At 39.9% G+C, this 21,692-nt stretch carries 22 protein-coding genes; 7 read left to right on the top strand and 15 right to left on the bottom strand.

Annotated features, from left to right (window positions below):
- The first annotated feature begins 15 nt into the window (after positions 1-15).
- The 3 genes from ACE1CA_RS27900 (at position 16) to ACE1CA_RS27890 (ending at position 2,201) form a co-directional block, all read left to right on the top strand.
- Positions 16-1,119 carry a saccharopine dehydrogenase family protein gene (locus ACE1CA_RS27900; RefSeq protein ID WP_486517565.1) on the top strand — a complete coding sequence of 368 codons (1,104 nt, stop codon included), beginning with the start codon at positions 16-18 and terminating at the stop codon, positions 1,117-1,119.
- A gap of 81 nt (positions 1,120-1,200) precedes the next feature.
- The gene (locus tag ACE1CA_RS27895; protein WP_413278269.1) at positions 1,201-1,776 is read left to right on the top strand and encodes a TMEM175 family protein; all 576 of its coding nucleotides are present in this window, start codon (positions 1,201-1,203) and stop codon (positions 1,774-1,776) included.
- A gap of 134 nt (positions 1,777-1,910) precedes the next feature.
- Positions 1,911-2,201 (top strand): hypothetical protein, encoded by a 291-nt coding sequence (locus ACE1CA_RS27890; RefSeq protein ID WP_413278270.1) that lies wholly within the window; start codon positions 1,911-1,913, stop codon positions 2,199-2,201.
- Between the two features lie 75 nt (positions 2,202-2,276).
- Here the strand turns inward: ACE1CA_RS27890 and ACE1CA_RS27885 are convergent, their stop codons facing one another.
- The 4 genes from ACE1CA_RS27885 to ACE1CA_RS27870 form a co-directional block, all read right to left on the bottom strand.
- Entirely contained in the window at positions 2,277-3,215 is a 939-nt protein-coding gene (locus ACE1CA_RS27885) for a hypothetical protein (protein ID WP_486517564.1), read from the bottom strand.
- A gap of 3 nt (positions 3,216-3,218) precedes the next feature.
- Positions 3,219-4,361 carry an AAA family ATPase gene (locus ACE1CA_RS27880; protein ID WP_413278272.1) on the bottom strand — a complete coding sequence of 381 codons (1,143 nt, stop codon included), beginning with the start codon at positions 4,359-4,361 and terminating at the stop codon, positions 3,219-3,221.
- Entirely contained in the window at positions 4,358-5,500 is a 1,143-nt protein-coding gene (locus ACE1CA_RS27875) for a DUF262 domain-containing protein (protein WP_413278273.1), read from the bottom strand. The genes ACE1CA_RS27880 and ACE1CA_RS27875 overlap by 4 nt, the downstream gene beginning before the upstream one ends.
- Positions 5,501-5,655: 155 nt before the next feature.
- Entirely contained in the window at positions 5,656-6,678 is a 1,023-nt protein-coding gene (locus ACE1CA_RS27870) for a hypothetical protein (protein WP_486517563.1), read from the bottom strand.
- Between the two features lie 85 nt (positions 6,679-6,763).
- Here ACE1CA_RS27870 and ACE1CA_RS27865 point away from each other — a divergent pair, with 85 nt between their 5' ends.
- The gene (locus ACE1CA_RS27865; RefSeq protein ID WP_413278275.1) at positions 6,764-7,951 is read left to right on the top strand and encodes a hypothetical protein; all 1,188 of its coding nucleotides are present in this window, start codon (positions 6,764-6,766) and stop codon (positions 7,949-7,951) included.
- A 48-nt stretch (positions 7,952-7,999) separates the two neighbouring features.
- Here ACE1CA_RS27865 and ACE1CA_RS27860 read toward each other — a convergent pair whose 3' ends face one another.
- The 9 genes from ACE1CA_RS27860 to ACE1CA_RS27820 all read right to left on the bottom strand — a co-directional run bounded on the left by ACE1CA_RS27860 (position 8,000) and on the right by ACE1CA_RS27820 (position 14,768).
- Positions 8,000-8,353: a XisI protein gene (locus tag ACE1CA_RS27860; RefSeq protein WP_413278276.1), complete on the bottom strand. Its 354-nt coding sequence runs from the start codon at positions 8,351-8,353 to the stop codon at positions 8,000-8,002.
- Positions 8,354-8,359: 6 nt separating this feature from the next.
- Positions 8,360-8,938 carry a Uma2 family endonuclease gene (locus tag ACE1CA_RS27855; RefSeq protein ID WP_413278277.1) on the bottom strand — a complete coding sequence of 193 codons (579 nt, stop codon included), beginning with the start codon at positions 8,936-8,938 and terminating at the stop codon, positions 8,360-8,362.
- A gap of 108 nt (positions 8,939-9,046) precedes the next feature.
- On the bottom strand, positions 9,047-9,976 hold the full coding sequence (locus ACE1CA_RS27850; RefSeq protein ID WP_413278278.1) for a LysR family transcriptional regulator: 930 nt from the start codon (positions 9,974-9,976) through the stop codon (positions 9,047-9,049).
- Positions 9,977-10,241: 265 nt separating this feature from the next.
- Positions 10,242-10,988: a beta-carboxysome assembly protein CcmO gene (ccmO, locus tag ACE1CA_RS27845; RefSeq protein ID WP_413278279.1), complete on the bottom strand. Its 747-nt coding sequence runs from the start codon at positions 10,986-10,988 to the stop codon at positions 10,242-10,244.
- Positions 10,989-11,065: 77 nt separating this feature from the next.
- A complete protein-coding gene (gene ccmN / locus ACE1CA_RS27840) occupies positions 11,066-11,791 on the bottom strand; it encodes a beta-carboxysome scaffolding protein CcmN (RefSeq protein WP_413278280.1) in 726 nt (241 codons plus the stop codon).
- A gap of 130 nt (positions 11,792-11,921) precedes the next feature.
- A complete protein-coding gene (gene ccmM / locus ACE1CA_RS27835) occupies positions 11,922-13,559 on the bottom strand; it encodes a beta-carboxysome scaffolding protein CcmM (RefSeq protein ID WP_413278281.1) in 1,638 nt (545 codons plus the stop codon).
- Between the two features lie 131 nt (positions 13,560-13,690).
- The gene (gene ccmL / locus ACE1CA_RS27830; RefSeq protein ID WP_413265431.1) at positions 13,691-13,993 is read right to left on the bottom strand and encodes a beta-carboxysome shell vertex protein CcmL; all 303 of its coding nucleotides are present in this window, start codon (positions 13,991-13,993) and stop codon (positions 13,691-13,693) included.
- A 3-nt stretch (positions 13,994-13,996) separates the two neighbouring features.
- Positions 13,997-14,338, bottom strand: a complete 342-nt coding sequence (locus ACE1CA_RS27825; RefSeq protein ID WP_413265430.1) for a carbon dioxide-concentrating mechanism protein CcmK — start codon at positions 14,336-14,338, stop codon at positions 13,997-13,999.
- Between the two features lie 121 nt (positions 14,339-14,459).
- Positions 14,460-14,768, bottom strand: coding sequence for a carbon dioxide-concentrating mechanism protein CcmK (locus tag ACE1CA_RS27820; RefSeq protein WP_073591589.1), 309 nt, complete (start codon positions 14,766-14,768; stop codon positions 14,460-14,462).
- A 289-nt stretch (positions 14,769-15,057) separates the two neighbouring features.
- Here ACE1CA_RS27820 and ACE1CA_RS27815 point away from each other — a divergent pair, with 289 nt between their 5' ends.
- The 3 genes from ACE1CA_RS27815 (at position 15,058) to ACE1CA_RS27805 (ending at position 19,847) form a co-directional block, all read left to right on the top strand.
- A complete protein-coding gene (locus ACE1CA_RS27815; RefSeq protein WP_413278282.1) occupies positions 15,058-16,944 on the top strand; it encodes an NAD(P)H-quinone oxidoreductase subunit F in 1,887 nt (628 codons plus the stop codon).
- A gap of 113 nt (positions 16,945-17,057) precedes the next feature.
- Positions 17,058-18,569, top strand: coding sequence for an NADH-quinone oxidoreductase subunit M (locus tag ACE1CA_RS27810; RefSeq protein WP_413278283.1), 1,512 nt, complete (start codon positions 17,058-17,060; stop codon positions 18,567-18,569).
- A gap of 96 nt (positions 18,570-18,665) precedes the next feature.
- Positions 18,666-19,847, top strand: a complete 1,182-nt coding sequence (locus ACE1CA_RS27805) for a CO2 hydration protein (RefSeq protein ID WP_413278284.1) — start codon at positions 18,666-18,668, stop codon at positions 19,845-19,847.
- 15 nt (positions 19,848-19,862) lie between these two features.
- Here ACE1CA_RS27805 and nagB read toward each other — a convergent pair whose 3' ends face one another.
- Both nagB and ACE1CA_RS27795 read right to left on the bottom strand, forming a co-directional pair.
- Positions 19,863-20,663 carry a glucosamine-6-phosphate deaminase gene (nagB, locus tag ACE1CA_RS27800; RefSeq protein WP_413278285.1) on the bottom strand — a complete coding sequence of 267 codons (801 nt, stop codon included), beginning with the start codon at positions 20,661-20,663 and terminating at the stop codon, positions 19,863-19,865.
- 90 nt (positions 20,664-20,753) lie between these two features.
- Positions 20,754-21,686 (bottom strand): hypothetical protein, encoded by a 933-nt coding sequence (locus ACE1CA_RS27795; RefSeq protein ID WP_486517562.1) that lies wholly within the window; start codon positions 21,684-21,686, stop codon positions 20,754-20,756.
- Positions 21,687-21,692: the final 6 nt, after the last annotated feature.

The following is a 21,692-nucleotide window of genomic DNA, read 5'->3' as shown; positions in this document are numbered from 1 at the left end:
AAAGAGCTTTTTAACATGACTGAAAAAATCTTAATTATTGGAGGAAGCGGCAGAATTGGTAGCAGTGTGGCAGCGGATTTAGTCAACCACACAAAGGCAGATGTTACTATTACTGGCAGAGATGTAGAAACGGGAATTAAAGTAGCAGAAAAATTAGGTAATAAAGTCAATTTTTTGGCTTTAGATTTGGCAGAGAAAGAGAAACTAAGAGAAGCAATTACTACTAGCAAAATAGTCATTCATTGTGCTGGGCCATTTCATTACCGCGATGCTAATGTTTTGAAAACTTGTATTGAAGAGGGTGTTGATTATTTGGATGTCAGCGATCATCGATCGTTCACAAGTAAAGCATTAGAATATAAATCGGCAGCAGAAGCAGCAGGAATTACCGCTATCGTAAATACGGGAATTTTTCCCGGTATTTCTAATAGCATGGTGCGCCAAGGTGTAGAAAAATTAGAAAAAACAGAAAAGATCCATTTAAGTTACGTAGTTTCTGGATCTGGTGGCGCAGGAATTACCGTCATGCGAACCACTTTTTTAGGTTTACAACATCCGTTTGTAGTGTGGATAGATGGCAAATGGCAAGAACTAAAACCTTATAGCGATCGCGAAACAGTCCAATTTCCCGCACCCTACGGACGCATAGGAGTTTACTGGTATGATATGCCAGAAACATTTACCATTCCTGATACTTTCCCTGTCCAAACTGTAATCACAAAATTCGGTTCTGTACCCGACTTTTACAATTACCTTACTTGGTGGGTAGCGAAAACTTGGCCTACTAATTGGATTCAAAATCGCTACGTAATTGAATTTCTGGCGAATGTAAGTTTTAAAATGACTAACTTCACCGATATGTTTAGCGGAATTGGTGTAGCAATTCGTTCCCAAGTAACCGGAGAAAAAGACGGTAAAACTGCAAATTATTGTTCTACTTTAGTTCATAAAAATACCGCAGTAGCCGCAGCTTATGGCACAGGTAGCATAGCAGAATTAATTCTAGAAGGTAAACTGAAAAAACCTGGAGTTTGGCCTGTAGAACAAGCACTTCCTACCGATTTGTTTGAGCAAACAATGGTAAGTAGAGGAGTGAAAATTCAGGAAGAATGGTTTTGATATATTCTGTAGTTTTTTGGGGGAAACTAGGGTACGAACGCGCTAAAGTACAAAATAACATTTGATTTGAGGTAAGCGAAAATGGGTAAAGGAAGATTAGAGGCGTTCAGCGATGGAGTGATTGCCATTATCATCACCATTATGGTACTCGAATTGAAGATTCCTCATGAAGCCAATTTAGCTGCTTTGCGTCCCCTAATTCCCGTATTTTTAAGCTACGTTCTTAGTTTTATTTATCTTGGTATCTACTGGAACAATCATCATCACTTGTTACAAGCAGTTCGACAAGTCAATGGTAGAGTTTTGTGGGCTAATTTGCATCTGCTATTTTGGTTGTCACTTGTTCCCTTCGTCACTGGATGGACTGGCGAGAATCACTTAGCTGCTTTACCAGTCGCTTTTTATGGTATTGTTCTTTTCTGTGCTGCGATCGCCTACTACATTTTAAGTCGAGTTCTGATTGCTCATCACGGCAAAGATTCTACTTTAGCAAAAGCAATTGGCAATGATTTTAAAGGCAAGATATCAGTGGTGATCTATGCCTTGGGAATTGCACTTTCTTTTGTCAACACATGGTTATCTTTCATACTTTATAGTTTAGTGGCAATTATGTGGCTTATTCCCGATCGCCGCATTGAAAGAATGCTGAGTTCGTGAAAAATTACCCCTTGCGATCGCACTTTAATTTTATTAATAAGTGGGAGATGCGATCGCATTAAAATATCAAAAATGAATGCCAATGACTTCTATTTTTATCAGCTAAACTAGAAACAAAGTTTTAGGAGAATACCATGCAAGCATACAAACTTAAGGGAAGAGTTGATGAAGCAGGTAACTTAGTGATTACGGAATCTGTTAAAATGCCCCCAGGCGAGGCGGAAATAATCATTTTACAAGAAGTTTCGGAAAAAAACAGATCTTCTATTAATTCATCAAGCTCTCAGGTTGAACCTTCCAAAAAGAAATTAAAATTTGGAGTAAAATCCCTCAATGAACTACTGGAAAATGCTCCACCTGTTTCCCCCGACTTCGATCCAGAACAAGCTAAATGGGAATATTTAAAGGATAAATACAAACTATAAAAGCTGAAATATATACAAGTTATAATTGATTAAAATAATGAGCAATAATATGTAAGCGTACAAGCTTAATCGAGATTATTGAATTTTTGGCCCAATATATCCAATAATAATTTTTCTTGGCCCTGACTCTACAGAGAAATGAAGCCGCCAAGCTCCCGGTGTCATGCGGACGTGCCAGCTGAAGATCCGCCTTTCGCCGTCGGGACACCTGAAGGTTAGTTTTTGTTCAAACTGCTGGAGCCTTGTATCGCTTTCTGGAGATACTTTACAAGGAAGACTATCCTTATTAAAAGAGCCGGATGTCCAATTCTTGCAGTAGTTCTCAAGTTCAAATAATCGTTTCACAATCTGTCTTAGCATCGGACTACCAGAACTTAGACTTTGTACCTGCTTACCGACTGTCTCACAAAAAGTCAGTGAAGAAAATAGATCGCTTCTACGATTCCATAGATCTAACCCATCACGAACTCCCGTTTTAAGACGATTCTGTATCCAAGTAATGTGACTTTGTAAGTGTTCGAGTCGGCTGGCATGAACAATTGTTAATATCTCGGAACTCAGGTTATTATCATCTTCTAGCCAAGTAACCTCTATAACAAGACTACTGGTATCCCATTTTGGTTCTGACCTAATACTTAAAGCAAGATATTCGAGTAGGAAAGCAAAACCCAAACCTTCAACTAATTCGCCTTCACAGCTAAATTCTGATCTTAAGTTTCTATCCTCGATATCTGCGTTTTGAATGTCCGCTAAGAAAGGAGTCTTTGTAGATAAGAGAATGAATCGTGATTCTTCTCGATCTACGTTTTTATCTATAAGCCAATCAGAAATAGAGTAATTAGATGCAAGTACAGTCGCGTAAAACTCGCTATGTGTACGAAGGGATGAATTTACACCGAGTTCAGCAGCGGTTCGTGCAGTGGCAATAAGATCTGACATCCACTGTCTTGCCATTTGAATATTATCAGCGGGAGTTTTTAAGGATAATTCGTTTAATACCATTTCCAAGTCCATGCTCTACACATCCCTCGGTTTTAGTAAGGTGATTAAACTCTTATCCCACTCATCAAAAAATCCTTCGGGCCATTGGTCAATTCTTCCGTTGCGATCGATTCGTGGCGATATTACCTCAGTTACAATTTGCCTTTCTTTCTCTTGTCGTTGAAAGAAGTGTAATTGAACATCTTTGGGGTCAAGTTTTCCCCCATGAACAGCAAGACGAATCCCATTTAGAACATGATCGCTATGAGTCTCTATGACAATTTGAACGCCACAACTTGCACCAAGGGCTAATAATTCACCCATTTTTACTTGCCCTTTCGGATGTAAATGTGCTTCTGGATTTTCAATAAGTATTAGTGTACCTGGTTTTGATGCAAGCACCGCTACAATAATTGGTAAGGTGTAGCTAATTCCAAATCCAACATTGGTTGCACGGTATAGATTGCTGAGTCCATAAGAGTATTGTAAGCTCACTAAATCTAGATTTCGGTTTGATAGAACTTTAAGACTTGTACCAGGGCTAACCTCTCCCATCCATGCTTCAACTTGATCTATTAAATCCAACGATTTTTCATTGGGTTGAGTTATTGTACTATTTAATTTTACCTCTGGATGGCTGAGAGGCTTATTAGGAATAACTTTACGTCCATTAATAAGTAAAAAATGTGCTGCGTATTCGCCTTTAGTGCCAATTTGCCCAAGTTGTCGAACTTGATAATCTGACACTTCGTTAAAAGGTCGTGATCCCATACGTTCTGCCTGAAGGCAGTGAAAATTATTAGTGAAAAGACTTGATTTATAAACTTCTCTGGCAACTTCTGTTGAGGCAAGATTTAATACATCTACTTCTCGATCATAGTTGAAACGCCACACCCCTTCTAGGCCATTTTCCCAAATAATGTCAAAACCAATTTCTTCTTTGCTGGCTCCCTCGAAAAGGGCATCTTGTGCCGTACCAATACAAGTTAATTCACCATTTAACGCCAATCCTTTATTAGGTAATAAACCCTGTTGGTAAGATTGACGTAGCAACAATAAAGATTGTAAAACAGAAGATTTACCACTGCTATTAAGGCCAGAAAGAAGGGTTAATGGTCTAAATTTAAGAAGTTGATTTTCAAAAGGTTTAAAGTTTATTAATTTTAAACAACTTATCATTGCAATACTTCCTGAATTATTCGTTCAATTGTACTAAACCTATACTCTACCTTGTTAGCTGCCTGGGAGATAGAGGCAAGAAATTCACTATCATTATCTACACAATTAATAAAGCGCTCGATTAATTCTTGTTTTTTATTTTTTAATATTTCGATTTCTTGACAGCTAAGACAGCTAAGATGAACTGACCAAGCTTCAAACAATGATTTGTTAACAGGATATTTTTTTGTAGTTTCGTGTGACATTTTCCGAAAAGCATTTAGTCCAAAAATTTCAAAAGAGTTAAACATTGTTTTCTTGAAAAGCAATTCTATTTCTTGCAAATTTTCTTCTGATAATTTATTAACTTTAAACATACCTTTGTTTAAAAATGAATCTCTAGTTTCATCTTTGTATTCTTTATAAGAAGTTAGTTTGAAAGCTAAAAATCCCAAAACAAACTCTCGATCGTCCATCCGCAGTCTTCGAGAATCACTAAGTTTAATAACCTTTTTGAATTCTTGAGAATCTGCAAGTTTAGCTAAGAATTTTGTTGCTTTACCTGGATTGATAGCATGGCGTAATTCTTGAGGTGAAAGAGGCACTCCCCCTGTATTAATCCGTTTAAAAATATTGTATTTAACTTCAATAGGAGTACCTTTCATTATTAAATATACTGTGGGTTGATTTTCTAAGATACGGCGCTGATATCTGCGCTCTAGTTCATCATAAGTTTTACCGTTAAGTTCAGTTAAGTATTCTAATTCACTTAGCCTAAGCCTTTTGTCAGTCTTATCGTTGACAAATTGGTTGAGGGCAGATAAACGTTGTAATCCATCTACAACCAACCAATTATTTTCATCAGTAGCATCTATGTAAAAGGCTGGTAGAGGAATCCGAATAAGTATAGACTCAATCAATCGGCTTTTAGCACCATCATTCCATATATTTGCTTGACGTTGAAAATCAGGGGCTAAATCAAGGGCTTTTTCATCAATTCGTTCTAATAATAGCTGAATAGTTGGTTCCTTCGTAGCAATGTTAATCTTTTCAGGATCGTAGCGGAAAGTAGGTTTTTCGTACTGCTCATCATCATTATCTTCTTCATCTAAATTATCTTCATCAATTAATTCTGCACTTTTATTCTTTAGCTCTGCCACAATTCTTACTCCTTGGGGTTACAACTTAATTGGAATCGTAACACGCGATCGCGCAGATTTCCCAGTCACCTCTCCCCAAATCATCACCCCTACAGAGTTGATTCAAGAATTAACAAACTCTCCTTAAACCTCACAAAAACTTGTTTCACTGCCAGCTAATTACTAAACGGGTTTAAAATCTCTTCAAGTCCCTGTTTAACTCGCTGAAGTTCTTCTCGTTGATGCTTAATCCAAACTTTTTCAGCTTCTCTTTGTTCTGATGTTTCTTGCTGATATCTTTCTTGTTTTGCTAGAAAGTCGCTGTAAAACGCGATCGCCTCATCAATAGCCTGTGTAGCAAACCTCACTTGCTGATCAAAGTATAAACTAATATCATTTTCAATTGTTGACCAAACTGTATTCCGAAAAATTATTGCTTCATCCCAAGGAATATCACCCCATTTATCCCAATTTATTAAATGATGCCCAACCTTATTCTTAAATCTCGGAATAATTTTATTGGTATCGTCTTCAGTTTTTCCTAACTTAGCTGTCATTTCCCGCCAGATAACTTCAAACTTTTTGTTTGTGCTTGTCTGTAAATTTTCATCAAAAAGGGTTATACATTGCAAAAGCAACTCTAATTTTATCAGGTTAATTTCTTGATAAAGAGGTTTTAATTCCTTGCCAGTTATTATACTAAGGTAAGAAAGGGGGAAATAAGAATCCACTTCAGAGCGAATGTCCTTAATAAAACCATCCTTTTCACCCCAGCCAATTTTTTCCTTAATTTTGCCAGTCTTATCAATAAACCATTTTTTCTTCAGTGTTTCAACTTTCTCATCCCAGTATTTCTTCGCTTGTTCGATCGCTTCTGTTTTGCATTTCTCACCTAGTTCTTGAATTTTCAAATATCGTCCGCTTAATTCTCCTAACTGTTCCCATATTTCTGCTTTTGGTGCAGCAGCAATTCTCGGCTTACTATCCCAAACTGCATCAGCATAATCTAACTCTTCAAAACTTTTCTGAATATATGATTTAAGTCGAGTAGCTGATTCTTGAAGTTCTTTAAAGAACGGTTGTAATGATTTATTAAGCTCTGTTGCAGCTTGTTTAATTTCTAAGGATTTAGAATCATTCGTTAGTAGTTGCGTCGAAAATTGATTAATTTTTTGAAAAGCTTTTAAATACTCATTCATTTTTCGCCTCGCCTTGTATACTTTTTCGTCACTGATTGGGAATCCTAAAATATAGTATAGTTCGCTAGTATCCAAAGGGACAAACATGAATATTTCTTCTGACCAAATATTATTTATGATTAGTACAGCTAATACTATAGCTGGCTTTACCCCTGCATCTGTGATTCTCTGCCCCATACTCAGCGTTGCAGGACAAATGTACGGAGGCTACGCAGGAATGCAATGGCAACAAAGCGTCGATAATAATCTAAGAGGTATAAATGATAACTTAGCAGTTCTACAATCCACTACAGGCTTGATTGGACTTGGAACAGGAGCAGGTGTAACCATATCAGCAGTGAACCTTTACCAGACAATAAAATTGAGGCAAGAAGTTAAGGAACTAAAGCTGAAAGTTCATGCTGGCTTTATTAATTTGGAAGAAGCTCTAAAAGACCAAGGCAAAGAAGTAATAGAACAGATTCATAAAGTTGCGGCAGATGTTAAATATCAAAATCATCTAACAATTTTAAAGAGAGCTTATGGGCATTTCATCGAAGCGGTTAATTGGCTTAGAGATGCAGCGAGATTACCTGATCCCCATGCTAGGAGTGCAGCTTTTGCTGGGATAAATGGAATGTTACATACTGCTCTGGCAGATTATAACAATCCTAAAATCTACGAACATAACAACGTTGCTGGAAGACTACGCAGAATGGAATGTGCTTGGGCAATTTACCAAACAATTACAATGATTTATCAATTGCAAGGAGCTCCTGATGTAGTAAGCGATCGCCTTTTTAGTCTTCATCGCAAAATTCGTACAGAACTTCTCCATTTAATTGATCTTTGCGAATCTCAAGAAGAGTTAGATTTTCTATTTCCAGAAATTGCCCGAATTCATAATCATGATTTAGCAGCTTTAAAACTTTGGCAAGAGCAAGTTGATTTGATGCGAAGCTTATCTCCAGCAGATTTAAAAGAATTAGAAAACGCTTGCTCTGAAAAATTACTAACTACTAACAACCAAAAACCAGAAGTAACAGCTTTAGCCGAACCTCCCGAACAATTACTCTACAATCAATTACGGGAAAAATCTCATTTCCTATCTCTACGCGATCAACTCCGCTTCGTAATTCAACCAGAATCAAGAAAAGAGCATGAATCTTACATTAGCCAACAAGCTAAAAGCTCTAATTATCACGGTTTAGCTCCTTCAAATTGGCAGGAAATCACAGATTTAACTGTTGCTAATCTCTACTGGTACTTCAAAAAACCTAAACCATCTTTTTAAGTTGCATTCGTCCTAATTTAGATATTAGCCAGGAAATTAGTTTCTTGGCTAATTTTTTACAACACCTGTACCAAAACCTGTATATTCTCTTATTTCCGGTTCATGGAATGCTAAAACAATATCTTGTTTGGGAACTCCCATTTCAACTAATCGATTAGCAAATCCTTCTTCTGTACCATCGTGCTGAATCCAGATTTTTCCGTCCTTGATATCAATATGCAGAATACAACCAAAATCGCGTTTATTTCCTCGCCAACCAACATATAGTAATTGATAATGATCTTGCTCTGTATCAAAAACAGTTTGCACCTCATATTCTGGTGCGTTTCTTTGCTTTGCTGCACGTTGGGCGCGTTCCGAAAGTAGTTGTCGAATATATTGACGATATTGCTCTACAGCCATTGAACTTTACCCCCAAACAACAGCCAAATTCAACACAAAACCAGGCAAAACATCTTCCCCAGACAAACTAACAGGATTATCTAAAACTTCCTTCTCTCTACCCCGACGATAAATTTCAACCTGTCGATCTTTCCGATTAATTAACCACCCCAACCTTGTACCATTTTCTATATACTCTTGCATCTTATCTCGCAAAGGTTGTAAAGCATCACTCGGAGAACGTAATTCAACTACAAAATCAGGTGCAAAAGGTAAAAATTTCTCTTGTTCTTCCGCTGTTAAACTGTTCCATTTTTCTAAAGTAATCCAGGCTGCATCAGGCGATCGATCCGCCCCATTCGGCAACCTAAACCCCGTTGAAGAATCAAACACTTCACCAAGCTTTGTTTCTTGATTCCAAAACCAAAGTTGAGCATTAATTCCTGAATTACCTTTTCCCGTTCCTCCACCAGTTGGGGGCATAATAATTAAATCTCCGATCGCACTCCGTTCAAACCTAAAATCTCGATTCGCCTGACAAATCTCATAAAATTGTTCATCAGTTAGCTTCGCTACTGGTGGAATATTCAAAATTACAGCATTCATCAGCTAACAACCCTTAAATTTGTATAACTTAATATTTAGTCCGCGTAGGCGGACTTTGTTTGTATAGCCCCAGGTTTCAACCTGCGGGAAAAACGAACCCAAAACCCGCTAAACCATCACTTTTAAAGTCGAAGTTTCCTGCAAAACTTGCTTACCTTCATTAACTAAATACTCATAAAAAGTTCGCGCCACAACTGACAATTGTTTTCCCGCAGGATACACCACATACCAATGTCTTTCAATCGGAAAACCCTGGACATCTAAAATAGTTAATTGACTAGTTGCACCTTCCAAAGCTAAAGTATGACTTGATAAAACAGATATTCCCAAACCACCTGCTATAGCTTGTTTAATTGCCTCATTACTCCCAAGTTCCAACTTAACTTTTAAACCCAAACCTTCTTTTTCAAACATTTTTTGCACAGCTTGGCGCGTACCAGAACCCGGTTCTCGCATAATAAAAGGTTCGTTAGCGATCGCCTCTAAAGAAATATTTTTCTGATTAGTTAAATGATGACTTCTCGGTGCCAAAACCACCAAAGGATTTTCCAAAAACGGATGAACATTCATCTCCACATTGTCTGGAGTTTGGCTCAGAATATACAAATCATCTTGATTTTGGGAAAACCGATCCATGAGAATTTCATGATTAGTCACTTGCAGCGACACATCAATTCCTGGATAACGTTGGCAAAATGGCCCCAACAAACGTGGTACAACATATTTAGCAGTTGTCACCACTGCTAACTTTAATAAACCTTGTTTTACCCCCTTCAAATTTGCCACAGTCATCTCAAACTGGGCGATGCGATCGAAAATTTCCCGGCAAGTCGCCAGTAACTCTCTCCCCGCTTCCGTCAAATACAAACGCTTACCCACCTGTTCAAATAGCGGTAAACCAACAGCCTTAGACAGCTGTTTTACCTGCATGGAAACAGTAGGTTGAGTTAAAAATAACTCTTCAGCAGCACGAGTAAAACTCCCGTGACGAGCCGCTGCTTCAAATACCTTTAGTTGATGAAGTGTGGTATGCTTCAAAACCACCCTCCTGAAAAGTTCAAATTATAGATTATAGTCTATCATAATTATTAGAAACAATGACTTTTCATTATGTAAGGTTCCGGCTATGATGAGTTCACCGGCAAGAGCGTAAGACATCTTCCACGAGGCGTTGCACAACATGGACATGAATTTTTGTGGGCTAACTGAACTTATACTTCCAAGTGCTTGGTGTTAACCAAACACTAAATAAGTCTTCCCACACGAATCATGCTTCTGATGTGCAGCGCTTTTATTTCTTGCCTCATTCGACTTCTTCCTGCATAGGAACGGGTAATTTAGCTAGATCGGGTAATTGAAGTAACTCTTTCTCCGTTTCTTTGATGGTGACGGGCAACATTACAGGTTGAGGTTGTTCGATCCAGCAGCTGGCGACAGGTAAAGTTTGTTCCAAATCATCCAGAGGTCGAGGAATCACCATCACGGCGTTTAAATCTCCGATGCGTTCTGCCTCGTACATTCCAGCTTCCACAGCCATAGCTACGTTAGCCACTGTACCCCGGATAATTGCGGTACAAAGCCCTGCTCCTATTTTCTCATAAGATGCCAGTTGAACGTCAGCAGCTTTGAGCATCGCGTCACAAGCCCCTACCATTGCCGGAAAACCTCTAGTTTCAAGCAAACCAATGGCTTGATTGCTTAAACGGCTGTGACCGTTAGATTGGGATAATTGGGACAAGCGATGACCGATCGGCAACACCACTTCTAAATTAGGTAAAGGTCGAGGAATCACCAATTTAGAAAGTAATTGCCCAAATTTTTCCGCCGTCTCAGCCCCAGCTTCCACAGCCAAACGGACATCGGAAATTGCGCCTCGGACGATCGCAGTACATTGACCACCACCAATCTTTTCGTAACCTACCAAAGCTACCCCCGCAGATTTGAGCATCATATCGGCGCAGCCCACAATAGCAGGAAAACTACCAGTTGATACTAGTCCTAAAGCCATGTCCCGGAAATCTTCGCGTCCGTTCGCTCCCTGAAATTGCATTTTAACCTCCCTGTAGTTGCTAGTCGTCAGTTCTCGATCGGCAAAAAGTCTAAAAACTAACATCTAAAAACTAACAACTATTCCGCCTTTCCGTCGCGATCTGGTGGCTTTAATGATTGATTATGGGGAAAAAGTGTCAACAGTAGCCGATTCAGATGAAGTTGTCCGTAGACTTGCACTGAGGCATTAGTTGGGACTTCTACTTCCAGTACGTTAGTTGGTGTAGGTTGAGGTTCGCTAGTAACTTCGGCAACTGGAGGCTTATCACTAGTTTTTTCTGGTTCTAACGGTTCAGTATCTACACTCAAGTCCTGTTTCTCTGGAGTAGGTGTGACAGGTGGTTTAGGTTTAGGATCGCTCTTAACTTCTGAAAGTAGGTGCGATTCATCAATCGCCTCTACTTCGTTCGCGTAGCGTGCCGTTAGGCGTATTGTTGTCGTATCCTGAGTTGGTCGGCTTTTATCCCCAATCAAAGAATTGGGAGATATCACTTGCTGAGAGTCGATCGAACTATACAAAATCGTCGTACAAGAACCAACACAAGCATTTGCCCCAATCTTACCCGCACCCACCACCAACACACCCGCACCTAAAACGACTCCCGTCTCAACTTCCAAACTGCCCTCTTGAGCATGAATAATTGTCCCCATACCGATACAAACACCAGCAGCAATCACAATCCGGCTATTTGGTTCTGCGGCTAACAAAACACCCGACCCGATGACTGCACTGGGATCGATCGTTACATCGCCACTTACGTAAGATTGCGGATTACAAAGCGGTTGCAGTGGCGGCGAATACATTAGAAATTTAACCTCATCAGTTTATATAAGGCAGGGGGGCAGGGGGAAAGTTTTGAGTTATGAGTTTTAAGTTATTAATTCAAAACTTAAAACTCATAACTCAAAACTCAAAACTTCCCAAATCCCCAAACTAAGGCTTTTGGATCACCTGTTCCAACACGCGCCGCTTCGCCTTGGAGTCAATCCCAATCAAGCGCACGTATTCGCCTTGATGTTCGTTGAGGCAAGCTTCTATTGCTGAGATCACTTCCCGATCGCTACTTGATTGAATGGGGGCGCAGCTTTGCCAAGAACTAGTGCGGAAACGCCGCTGGTCAGCATATTCCAAACCTACTCGATGTCCTTGTGCGAGTAAATTTCTGACCTGTTCGACTACATCCCGATTTAAGCTAGAACTTGCCACGCTGCTAGTTTTGGCAGTTGTGCTGTTGGAGTAGTTGTTGCTGCTGGTAACTGTTGCCTTAGCTGTTTGAGTAGGTGCTTTGCCATTGGGACGTTGAATAATCATTTCCAATACGCGCCGCTTCGCTTTCGGATCGATACCGATTAGGCGGACATATTCCCCAGCGTGACTCTCGATACAGCCTTCTAATGCCGAAACTACCTCAGCTTCTCTGTTGCTTTCGATCGGAGAGCAAGTATGCCAAGAACTAGTGCGGAAGCGACGTTCGTCGGCGTGTTCGGTACCGATGCGGTAGCCTTGAGATAACAGATTACGCACGCGATCGACCACTTCGCTACCTAGTCCAGAACTAGAAGTTCCTGAATAGCTACTGCTAGCAGCAGCCTTAAACGAAGCCGACTTAGTTACTTGGGGTGCTTTGCCATTAGGACGTTGAATAATTGTTTCTACTACTCGTCGCTTCGCTTTCGGGTCAATCCCAATCAAGCGAACATATTCCCCAGCATATTCATCTAAACTTGATTCTAAAGCGGAAATTACTTCTGATTCGCGATTCGCTTGAATGGTTCCACCACTAGTCCAGGAACTGGTGCGGAAACGCCGTTCGTCAGCGTGTTCTGTGCTAATGCGGTAGCCTTGAGCCAGCATTTGGCGCACTTGTTCTTGGACATCTGAACTTAAACGCATACTTTTCACCTGACCGTTGCCATTACTAGATCCATTACTTGTTTGAGAGTCAACTTGTTCGTTCCGCAGATTGGCTATACAGGCAATATCCGCAGCGCAGCGATATCCCGTCCGCAAAGCTTCGTTGATTCCGACTACGTGATGGGCAAATTCCATATCTGATTCCTGCACATCTGGCAAGCGATCAGCCTGTTGTTGATTGGTAATCACCGACCCAGAAGGCACGTACTTTCCAGGGGGAATTTCCACATCCTGAATCAAAGCGTGCATCATCACAATGCAGCCATGCCCTACCCTAGCGTTAAACACAGTGGAGCGAAAGCCAATAAAACAATCATCTCCCACATAAGCGGGGCCATGAATCAAAGCCATGTGAGCGATCGAACAGTTCTTCCCGATCCAAACTGAGTAGCTTTTCTGGTCATCCCCAATCACTCGACCTTGCTCTAAACCATGAATTACTACCCCATCTTGAATATTGGTACTATCCCCAATGTAAAAAGGAGTACCTTCATCTGCCCGGATCGAAGTATGCGGCGCAATCAAAACATTGGCACCTATCTGCACATCCCCAATAATATTAGAAAAGGAATGTACATAAGCAGTATCATGTATTTTCGGCTGGGCCAAGCTTCGCGACCAAGGGGTGGGCGGGGCAGCAATGCTGCGGACTACCATAACGGAATACCTCTGAACTCAAGAACGAACATCATAAATAGTTCTAAGTTTTAAGTCATGAGTTTTAAGTGCTTAACTCAAAACTCAAAACTCAAAACTCAAAACTCATCACTTTCAGACCAATCACCGTACTAACGGTCTTGGTCTTTCTTGCTGTAAATTAGGCGATTGTCGATATTTATAGTGTCAATAATCGCCACAACCAAAGCATCAAGTGGGCGAGTCTCATTGCCGGAAGCAATGCGGGCAGCACTACCCCGGCTAACAAGTACCCACTCATCCAGTCCAGCCCCTACAATATCTGCTGCTACCTCGTAGCCCGGAAGTAGCTTGCCTTCCTCATCTACAAATTGCAATAGAAGTAACTTTGCTCCCCGTAAAGAGGGGTCTTTTTGGGTGCTGACGACTGTGCCACGAACTTTGGCTATTTGCATTTTCTATGGTCTGTTATATGGGCGAATGCCGCTCACGCTTTCCCGGAACTGTTCTACTGCTTCGGTGTAACGAATCGGTAATACATATTCTAAGTTTTCATGGGGACGGGCAATGATGTGAGTCGATAAAACTTGACCGCCATTTACCCGCTTCACAGAATCGATCCCAGCAGCGACAGAAGCTTGTACTTCCGAAACATCGCCTCTAACAATAACTGTTACCCGACCACTACCGATCTTCTCATAACCAACTAAAGTTACACGGGCAGCTTTAACCATCGCGTCTGCTGCTTCTACAACGGCTGGGAAACCGAGAGTTTCAATCATTCCTACTGCAATTGCCATTGGTTTTATTCCTTAGTTAAATAATCTTTACTTGCAAACAATCTGATTGGTCATTGGTTATTGGTCACTAGTCATTGGTGAAGGTTTTTACAAAGGACTAATGACAGATGACAAATGACTACTAAGTTCGGAACTGTTCAACCGCTTCGGTGTAACGAATCGGTAGGACGTACTCCAAGTTTTCGTGCGGACGAGCAATGATGTGAGTGGAAACTACTTCACCTCCATTTACCCGCTTCGCTGCTTCTATACCAGCAGAAACGGAGGCTTGTACTTCGGAAACGTCACCACGCACGATTACTGTCACTCTGGCGCTACCGATTTTTTCATAACCCACTAATGTAACACGGGCGGCTTTAACCATTGCATCAGCTGCTTCCACGACAGCTGGAAAGCCTTTAGTTTCAATCATTCCAACAGCAATTGGCATTTCTATCTCCTACCGGATGAGCGTAAGTACTCCTGCTTAGGCAGTTTGAGTAATTTTTAGACGGGAGTTGCTATTTTTCTTCTAGCTAAAGCAAATATTTTCTTTAGCTTTTCCAATATTAAGAATAGAGAAGTACGGTACCCTTGACAATATTAATTAAAATGATATTTATTAATCGGCTATATTAAGAAAAGTTAACAGTGGGCTGGGGGAAAAGTACATTGGGGATTTTCCCCAATTGCTGTAGGAGTAATGGATAATATTAAAAAAATGTAAAGGATTGTTTTGGATGACTCAGTTTCTTCTAGAAACAAGTTGGTGGGTACCGATATATGGGTTGATTGGGTCTGTATTGACTATCCCTTGGTCTGCTGGGATGGTTCGACGCACGGGGCCTCGACCAGCGGCTTACTTTAATTTATTGATGACTGTGCTGGCTTTCGCGCATGGTTCGGTAATCTTTCGGTTAACTTGGAATCGGGAACCAGTTGCAGTTGTATTTCATTGGTTTCAGGCAGCAGGTTTAGATTTGTCCTTTGCGCTAGAAATTTCTTCGGTGACAGTTGGGGCAATGGAGTTAATTACTGGGATGAGTTTTCTGGCGCAGCTGTTTGCTTTGGGGTATTTGGAGAAAGACTGGGCATTGGCGCGTTTCTTTACGCTGATGGGCTTTTTTGAAGCGGCGATGAGTGGGTTGGCGATTAGTAATTCGCTGTTTCTTAGCTATGCTTTGTTGGAAATGCTGACGCTTTCTACTTATTTGCTGGTTGGTTTTTGGTATGCTCAGCCTTTGGTGGTGACAGCGGCGAGAGATGCTTTTTTGACTAAGCGGGTGGGAGATGTGTTGTTGCTGATGGGTGTGGTGGCATTGGCAACGATGGCTGGTAGTTTGAATTTTCCTGATTTGTATGATTGGGCGGAGACTGCGGAGTTAAGTCCTGTGGTGGCTAGTTTACTAGGTTTGGCTTTGATTGCTGGGCCTACGGGTAAGTGCGCTCAGTTTCCGTTGCATTTGTGGTTGGATGAGGCGATGGAGGGGCCGAATCCGGCTTCGATTTTGCGAAATTCGGTGGTGGTGGCTTGTGGGGCTTATGTGTTGATTAAGCTTCAGCCTGTGTTGAATGTGTCGCCTGTGGCTTTGAATGCTTTGATTGCGATCGGGGCGGTGACGGCTGTGGGTGCGTCTTTGGTGGCAATGGCACAAATTGATATTAAGCGGGCTTTGTCTCATTCGACGAGTGCTTATTTGGGTTTGGTGTTTATTGCGGTGGGGACGCAGTGGACTGGTTTTGCTTTGATGTTGTTGTTTGCTCATGCGATCGCCAAAGCGCTACTATTCATGAGTGTTGGTTCGATCGTTCTAACCACGAATAATCAAAATCTCACAGAAATGGGCGGTTTGGGGCCAAAAATGCCTGCAACGACTACGGCTTTTGTTGTGGGTACTGCGGGTTTAGTGGGATTATTACCTTTAGGTGGTTTTTGGGCTTTGCGTTTGGGAATGGACGATTTGTGGACAGAAAGACCGTTTTTAGTAGTAGTTTTGTTGTTAGTTAATTGCTTAAGTGCTGTTAATCTAACTCGGGTTTTTCGGTTGGTATTTTTAGGCAAAACTCAACCAAAAACTCGTCGTGCTCCTGAAGTTCCTTGGCAAATGGCAGTGCCGATGGTTTCTTTGAGCATTGTTACTTTGTTAGTTCCAGTGATGATGCAAAGATTGTCGCTGTTACCTAGTTGGGAATATTTGAATCAAACTGCGCTTTTACTGTTGTGTGTTTCGGGGTTGGTTGGTGTAGTTTTGGGAGTGATTATTGAGCTTCCCAGAAATTGGTCTAGATCGACTCGATCGCTTTTGCGATTTGTACAAGATTTGTTGGCTTACGATTTTTATATAGACCGACTTTATCGGTTGAGTGTGGTGTTTGCTGTTAGCCAGATTTCGCGGTTGAGTAATGCGATCGATCGCTATATAGTTGATGGTTTAGTTAACTTTGTTGGGTTAGCCACAATTTTTAGCGGGGAAAGTCTGAAATACAGTATTTCCGGTAAATCCCAAGCTTATGTACTAACTATCTTAGTCGGAGTTAGCTTTTTCGGTTTCTTGATGATTTGGCTGTTCGAGCAGGCAACATTTAGAGAAATTTTAGAAAAAGTAGTTTTGGCGTTAAATGGATAATCGTCTTTTGTCATTGGTCGTTAGCGATCGAATAAGTATTTCGATCAATAAAAGAATGACTAATGACAAATGACAAATGACGAATGACAAACTTAAGGAGAAAAACAAGATAAATGCTCAGTGCCTTAATTTGGATGCCGCTATTAGGTGCCGCTATCATAGCTTTTTTACCGGGAAATATATCAGCGAAAATTACGCGCCAAGTTAGTTTGGCAATTATTCTTGCTGCTTTTATTTGGTCGTTAGTAATAGCAATTCAGTTTAGTCCAGAAAATAATAGTCAGCAGTTTATTGAGTCTTTACCTTGGATTGATAGCTTGGGACTTACCTATAGCTTGGGTGTGGATGGGTTGTCTTTACCTTTGTTAGTTCTGAATGGTTTATTAACTTGTATTGCCATTTACAGTACGGATAAGGAAATTACTAGACCCAGATTCTATTACTCGCTGGTGTTGTTGTTAAATGCTGGGGTTAGTGGGGCTTTTTTGGCTCAAGATTTGCTGCTATTTTTCTTGTTCTATGAATTAGAATTAGTTCCCCTTTATTTCTTAATTGCAATTTGGGGAGGTGCGCGAAGAGGGTATGCAGCAATTAAGTTTTTGCTTTATACAACTGTTTCAGGAATTTTATTACTAGCGGCGTTTTTGGGTGTGGTTTGGTTTAGTGGTTATACGAGTTTTGCTTACGAACCTTTACGCACTCATAATTTACCTTTGGGGACTCAACTGTTACTTTTAGGGGCTATTTTAGTCGCTTTTGGAATCAAAATTCCCCTGGTTCCTTTGCATACTTGGCTACCTGATGCTCACGTAGAAGCTTCTACGCCAATTTCTGTTTTATTGGCGGGTGTATTGTTGAAATTGGGAACTTATGGTTTGCTGCGGTTTGGGTTAGGTTTGTTCCCGGAAGCTTGGCAAAATTTAGCGCCTAGTTTAGCTATTTGGGCGGTGGTTAGCGTACTTTATGGGGCGTTTACTGCGATCGCACAAACTGATATGAAAAAGATGGTAGCTTATAGTTCGATCGCACACATGGGCTACATTCTTTTAGGGAGTGCTGCTGCTACACCTTTAAGTTTGTTGGGTTGTTTATACCAAATGATCAGTCACGGTTTAATCTCAGCTTTGTTATTTATTTCAGTAGGTGTGGTTTACAAAAAAACGGGAACTCGTGATATTAATTTGCTTTGCGGTTTGTTGAATCCAGAAAGAGGTTTACCGATAATTGGTAGCCTGATGATTGCTGGGGTAATGGCGAGTGCTGGAATTCCGGGAATGATCGGTTTTATTTCGGAATTTTTGATTTTTAGAGGTAGTTTTGAAGCATTTCCTGTTGAAACTTTACTTTGCATGATTGGGACAGGTTTAACTTCGGTTTACTTCTTACTTTTGGTGAACCGAGTGTTTTTTGGTCGCCTTTCCGAAAAGGTTTTAGACTTACCTCAAGTACAATGGTCTGAGAGAATTCCTGCTGCTATTTTGACAGGAATTATCATCCTTTTTGGAATTGTACCGAGTTGGTTAGGTAGATGGACAGAAGCAACTACAACGGCTATGATTAGTCCTCAACCTGCGATCGCTAAAATTATTCCTGCGGTCACTGTTTCTGACACCAAAATTCCTTAAAATATAAATATTGAGTAGAGTTATTAAAATATTTTTAACAACTCTACTCAATAGCGAATCATAAATAAAAATAATGTTTAATCTTCAGGAGATAAAATGAAAACTGCCAGTTTAAAAACTAAAGTTCATCTCTTAACAGCTTATATCGATCGATTAAAATCGGGCGATGCTTTATTGGTAGATACATCGGAAAATGTATTGGAAGTTGTAGGAATTCTTAAGAGTTATGGCGTAGTATTAGATGCTTATCAAAAAAATCTGACTTACATTGCAGATTATCAATTTTTAGAGCTTTTTCCCTTTTTTAAATACTTTGATGGAGATATTAATTTACCTAAATTGTTGCGTCACTGGTGGCATGATAGGATAAACTTTGAATACGCCGAATATTGCATGAAAACCATGATGTGGCATGGTGGTGGTGGGTTAGATGAATATTTAGATACTCCTGAATTTAAAGAAAGAGCAAGAAAGGCAATAGAAGCAAAAATTAAAAGTAATTTACCGATTAAATTGGTCGATCGCTTATTTCCCGAATTTTTATTAGAACAAGTGCGCCAACAAGTTTATTACAGCGCCTTGGGACAATTTTGGAATGTGATGGCAGAGATTTTTCTCACTATGTCAGATCTCTATGACCAAGGTAAAATTACCACCATTCCTGAAGTAGTCGATCACATTTTAAAAGGTCTAGTAGCAGCGGCAAATAAACCAATTACTTACGCAGTTACTATTGATAACCAAGTCTATGAAATTATCCCGAAATCTATTGGTTTAACCTTCTTGATGGATACAGCTGTTCCTTATGTAGAAGCGGTTTTCTTCCGAGGAACTCCTTTTCCGGGAACTGTTTCTTATAATGCTCAAGCTTATCAAATTTCCCCTGATCAAAGTAGGTTTGAATATGGTGCTTTGTATGCCGATCCTTTACCTATTGGAGGTGCAGGAATACCACCGACTTTGTTAATGCAAGATATGCGACATTTTCTCCCCGATTACTTACATAATTATTACAAAAAAACCAAGCGCAAAGAAGACGATCTGCGAGTGCAAATTTGTATCAGTTTTCAAAAATCAATGTTTTGTGTGACAACAGCAGCAATTTTAGGTTTAGCACCTTATCCGATGGATACAACAGATCCGACTGAACAAAAAGCTAATCAAAAGTATTTAGAAAGTTGGATGGATAGATTTTTAACTTCTCGTTTGATGGTTGCAAATAGCGATCCAAATGCTATTTTGTATAGTGCTAAATCTGAAGTTTCCGAGGCTAGATAATTTCACATTGTAATATTAATTGAAAGTGGGATTATCTCTTTCTAATTCTTGGAAATATTTAACTGTTTTCACCTTCAATTCTAAGGTTGCATCTTGATCACAAACAATGATGCTTCTGGGGTGTAGTTGTAATGCGGAAACAGTCCAAAAGTGATTTACTCCTTGTTCTATGGCGTGGTGTAGTGCGATCGCTTTATGATAACCTTGAACTAAAATCATCACTTCAAAAGCGTCTAAAATCGTCCCTACACCAACCGTTAAAGCATATTTCGGTACTTTGTTAATATCCTGATTAAAAAATCTAGCATTTGCTAATAAAGTGCTGTAAGTTAAAGTTTTTAACCGAGTCCGAGATTCTAAAGAGGAACAGGGTTCATTAAAAGCAATATGTCCATCTTCACCCATTCCGCCAATAAATAATTCAATTCCACCAAAAGCCTTAATTTTATCCTCATAATTTTGACATTCTGTTGCAACATCGTTCGTATTTCCGTTGAGAATATGAATGTTTTCTCTAGGAATATCAATGTGATTAAAAAAGTTTTGGTACATATAATAGTAGTAACTTTGGGGATGATCTTCTGCTAAACCAACATATTCATCCATGTTAAAAGTAACCACATTTTGAAAACTTAAATCCCCTTGACGGTGAAATTGGATTAACTTTTCGTACATTTTTAAAGGTGTACTTCCTGTAGGTAACCCAAGCACAAAAGGCTTATCTGCTGTAGGTTGAAATTTATTAATCCGTTGTTTCACATAATTTGCTGACCAATTAGCAACGCCTTCTGGAGATTCACAAATGATTAATTGCATAGTTAAACCTAATTACATCTGTTTTACCAAAAGTATAACCAAATCCCCGACTTCTTGAAGAAGTCGGGGATTTAAATTCAGCTTAAATAATTAATTTTCTCTTCTTCTTCTCTGGCGAGGTTTTTCTTCTTTTGGTGGAGGCGATTCTGTTTTCGATTCTTCAGTTGTAGGTTTGTCGGTTTTTGGTGATGCTTCAGGTGTGGGAGTTGGCTGAATTTCTGGTTGTTTCCATTCCGATAAAGGACGATTTACCGCATTCTGAAAATTGAGTGGTACTAAGAGGATATTTAAAGGTTTTGTTGGTTGTTGGGGGGGGTCGGCTAAGGCGTATAAAGCTGTACTGTTATAGTTAAGATTACCCAAAATTAGTTGATGTTTCTCGCCATTTTTTAAAGTTATTTCTATGGTGGCTAAAGGTTTATCTATGCCATCTTCAATGCGAGGGTCAGCGATAATACGATCGCCTTTTCCCGTAGCTAATTCATTGAGTAAAAAAGCTACATAAGGTTCATTAGCTGGCATTTCAGTTAACAGTTTTACTTCATCTTTTTGCTTAGGCATTAACTCCCTAAAAGCTGAAGCTAAACCTTCAGAAAGTTCGGTTTCTTGGCGAATTCTTCTCCTTCTCTTTGTCGGTGTTTCTGTAAGTTCAGGAGTTTTAATTTCTGTATCTTTGGTTTCTGTTGTAGGTTCAGGAGTTTTAGTTTCTGTATCTTTGGTTTCTGTTGTAGGTTCAGGAGTTTTAGTTTCCGCAGGTTGATACTTTTCTAGTACTTTTACTGTCCATTTAGGTGCTGTAGAATTGCTACTTGCTTGCGGTTTTACTCGGTCAAATTGTAGTTTATATTCTTTGGTTTTTAAAACTACACTTTGTACATCTTTTTCTTCCAAGGAAAAGATGCGATTTTCTCGGAGTTTTGCTTCTTCTCTTCTGGGTCTACCTTCGACTTCCCAAATATAAATAATACCGCCAAACATTAATGCGACTAACATCAAAATCAAAGTAGATTTTTGCAATTTCATGCTACA

It is taken from the genome of Floridaenema evergladense BLCC-F167, from assembly GCF_041929205.2.
Lineage (GTDB): Bacteria > Cyanobacteriota > Cyanobacteriia > Cyanobacteriales > Aerosakkonemataceae > Floridanema > Floridanema evergladense.
Note: the sequence above shows the minus strand (reverse complement) of the source record. Positions and strands in the feature narration are given on the sequence as shown.

Bases quoted from the DNA above. Each gene is read 5' to 3' on its own strand.
- ACE1CA_RS27820 (WP_073591589.1), bottom strand. From the start codon at position 14,768: ATGCCAATTGCTGTTGGAATGATTGAAACTAAAGGCTTTCCAGCTGTC.
- ccmL (WP_413265431.1), bottom strand. From the start codon at position 13,993: ATGCAAATAGCCAAAGTTCGTGGCACAGTCGTCAGCACCCAAAAAGAC.
- nagB (WP_413278285.1), bottom strand. From the start codon at position 20,663: ATGCAATTAATCATTTGTGAATCTCCAGAAGGCGTTGCTAATTGGTCA.
- ACE1CA_RS27860 (WP_413278276.1), bottom strand. From the start codon at position 8,353: ATGGCTGTAGAGCAATATCGTCAATATATTCGACAACTACTTTCGGAA.
- ACE1CA_RS27895 (WP_413278269.1), top strand. From the start codon at position 1,201: ATGGGTAAAGGAAGATTAGAGGCGTTCAGCGATGGAGTGATTGCCATT.
- ccmM (WP_413278281.1), bottom strand. From the start codon at position 13,559: ATGGTAGTCCGCAGCATTGCTGCCCCGCCCACCCCTTGGTCGCGAAGC.
- ACE1CA_RS27865 (WP_413278275.1), top strand. From the start codon at position 6,764: ATGAATATTTCTTCTGACCAAATATTATTTATGATTAGTACAGCTAAT.
- ACE1CA_RS27805 (WP_413278284.1), top strand. From the start codon at position 18,666: ATGAAAACTGCCAGTTTAAAAACTAAAGTTCATCTCTTAACAGCTTAT.
- ACE1CA_RS27885 (WP_486517564.1), bottom strand. From the start codon at position 3,215: ATGGACTTGGAAATGGTATTAAACGAATTATCCTTAAAAACTCCCGCT.
- ACE1CA_RS27890 (WP_413278270.1), top strand. From the start codon at position 1,911: ATGCAAGCATACAAACTTAAGGGAAGAGTTGATGAAGCAGGTAACTTA.
- ccmO (WP_413278279.1), bottom strand. From the start codon at position 10,988: ATGCAATTTCAGGGAGCGAACGGACGCGAAGATTTCCGGGACATGGCT.
- ACE1CA_RS27880 (WP_413278272.1), bottom strand. From the start codon at position 4,361: ATGATAAGTTGTTTAAAATTAATAAACTTTAAACCTTTTGAAAATCAA.
- ACE1CA_RS27795 (WP_486517562.1), bottom strand. From the start codon at position 21,686: ATGAAATTGCAAAAATCTACTTTGATTTTGATGTTAGTCGCATTAATG.
- ACE1CA_RS27870 (WP_486517563.1), bottom strand. From the start codon at position 6,678: ATGAATGAGTATTTAAAAGCTTTTCAAAAAATTAATCAATTTTCGACG.
- ACE1CA_RS27815 (WP_413278282.1), top strand. From the start codon at position 15,058: ATGACTCAGTTTCTTCTAGAAACAAGTTGGTGGGTACCGATATATGGG.
- ACE1CA_RS27810 (WP_413278283.1), top strand. From the start codon at position 17,058: ATGCTCAGTGCCTTAATTTGGATGCCGCTATTAGGTGCCGCTATCATA.
- ccmN (WP_413278280.1), bottom strand. From the start codon at position 11,791: ATGTATTCGCCGCCACTGCAACCGCTTTGTAATCCGCAATCTTACGTA.
- ACE1CA_RS27855 (WP_413278277.1), bottom strand. From the start codon at position 8,938: ATGAATGCTGTAATTTTGAATATTCCACCAGTAGCGAAGCTAACTGAT.
- ACE1CA_RS27825 (WP_413265430.1), bottom strand. From the start codon at position 14,338: ATGGCAATTGCAGTAGGAATGATTGAAACTCTCGGTTTCCCAGCCGTT.
- ACE1CA_RS27900 (WP_486517565.1), top strand. From the start codon at position 16: ATGACTGAAAAAATCTTAATTATTGGAGGAAGCGGCAGAATTGGTAGC.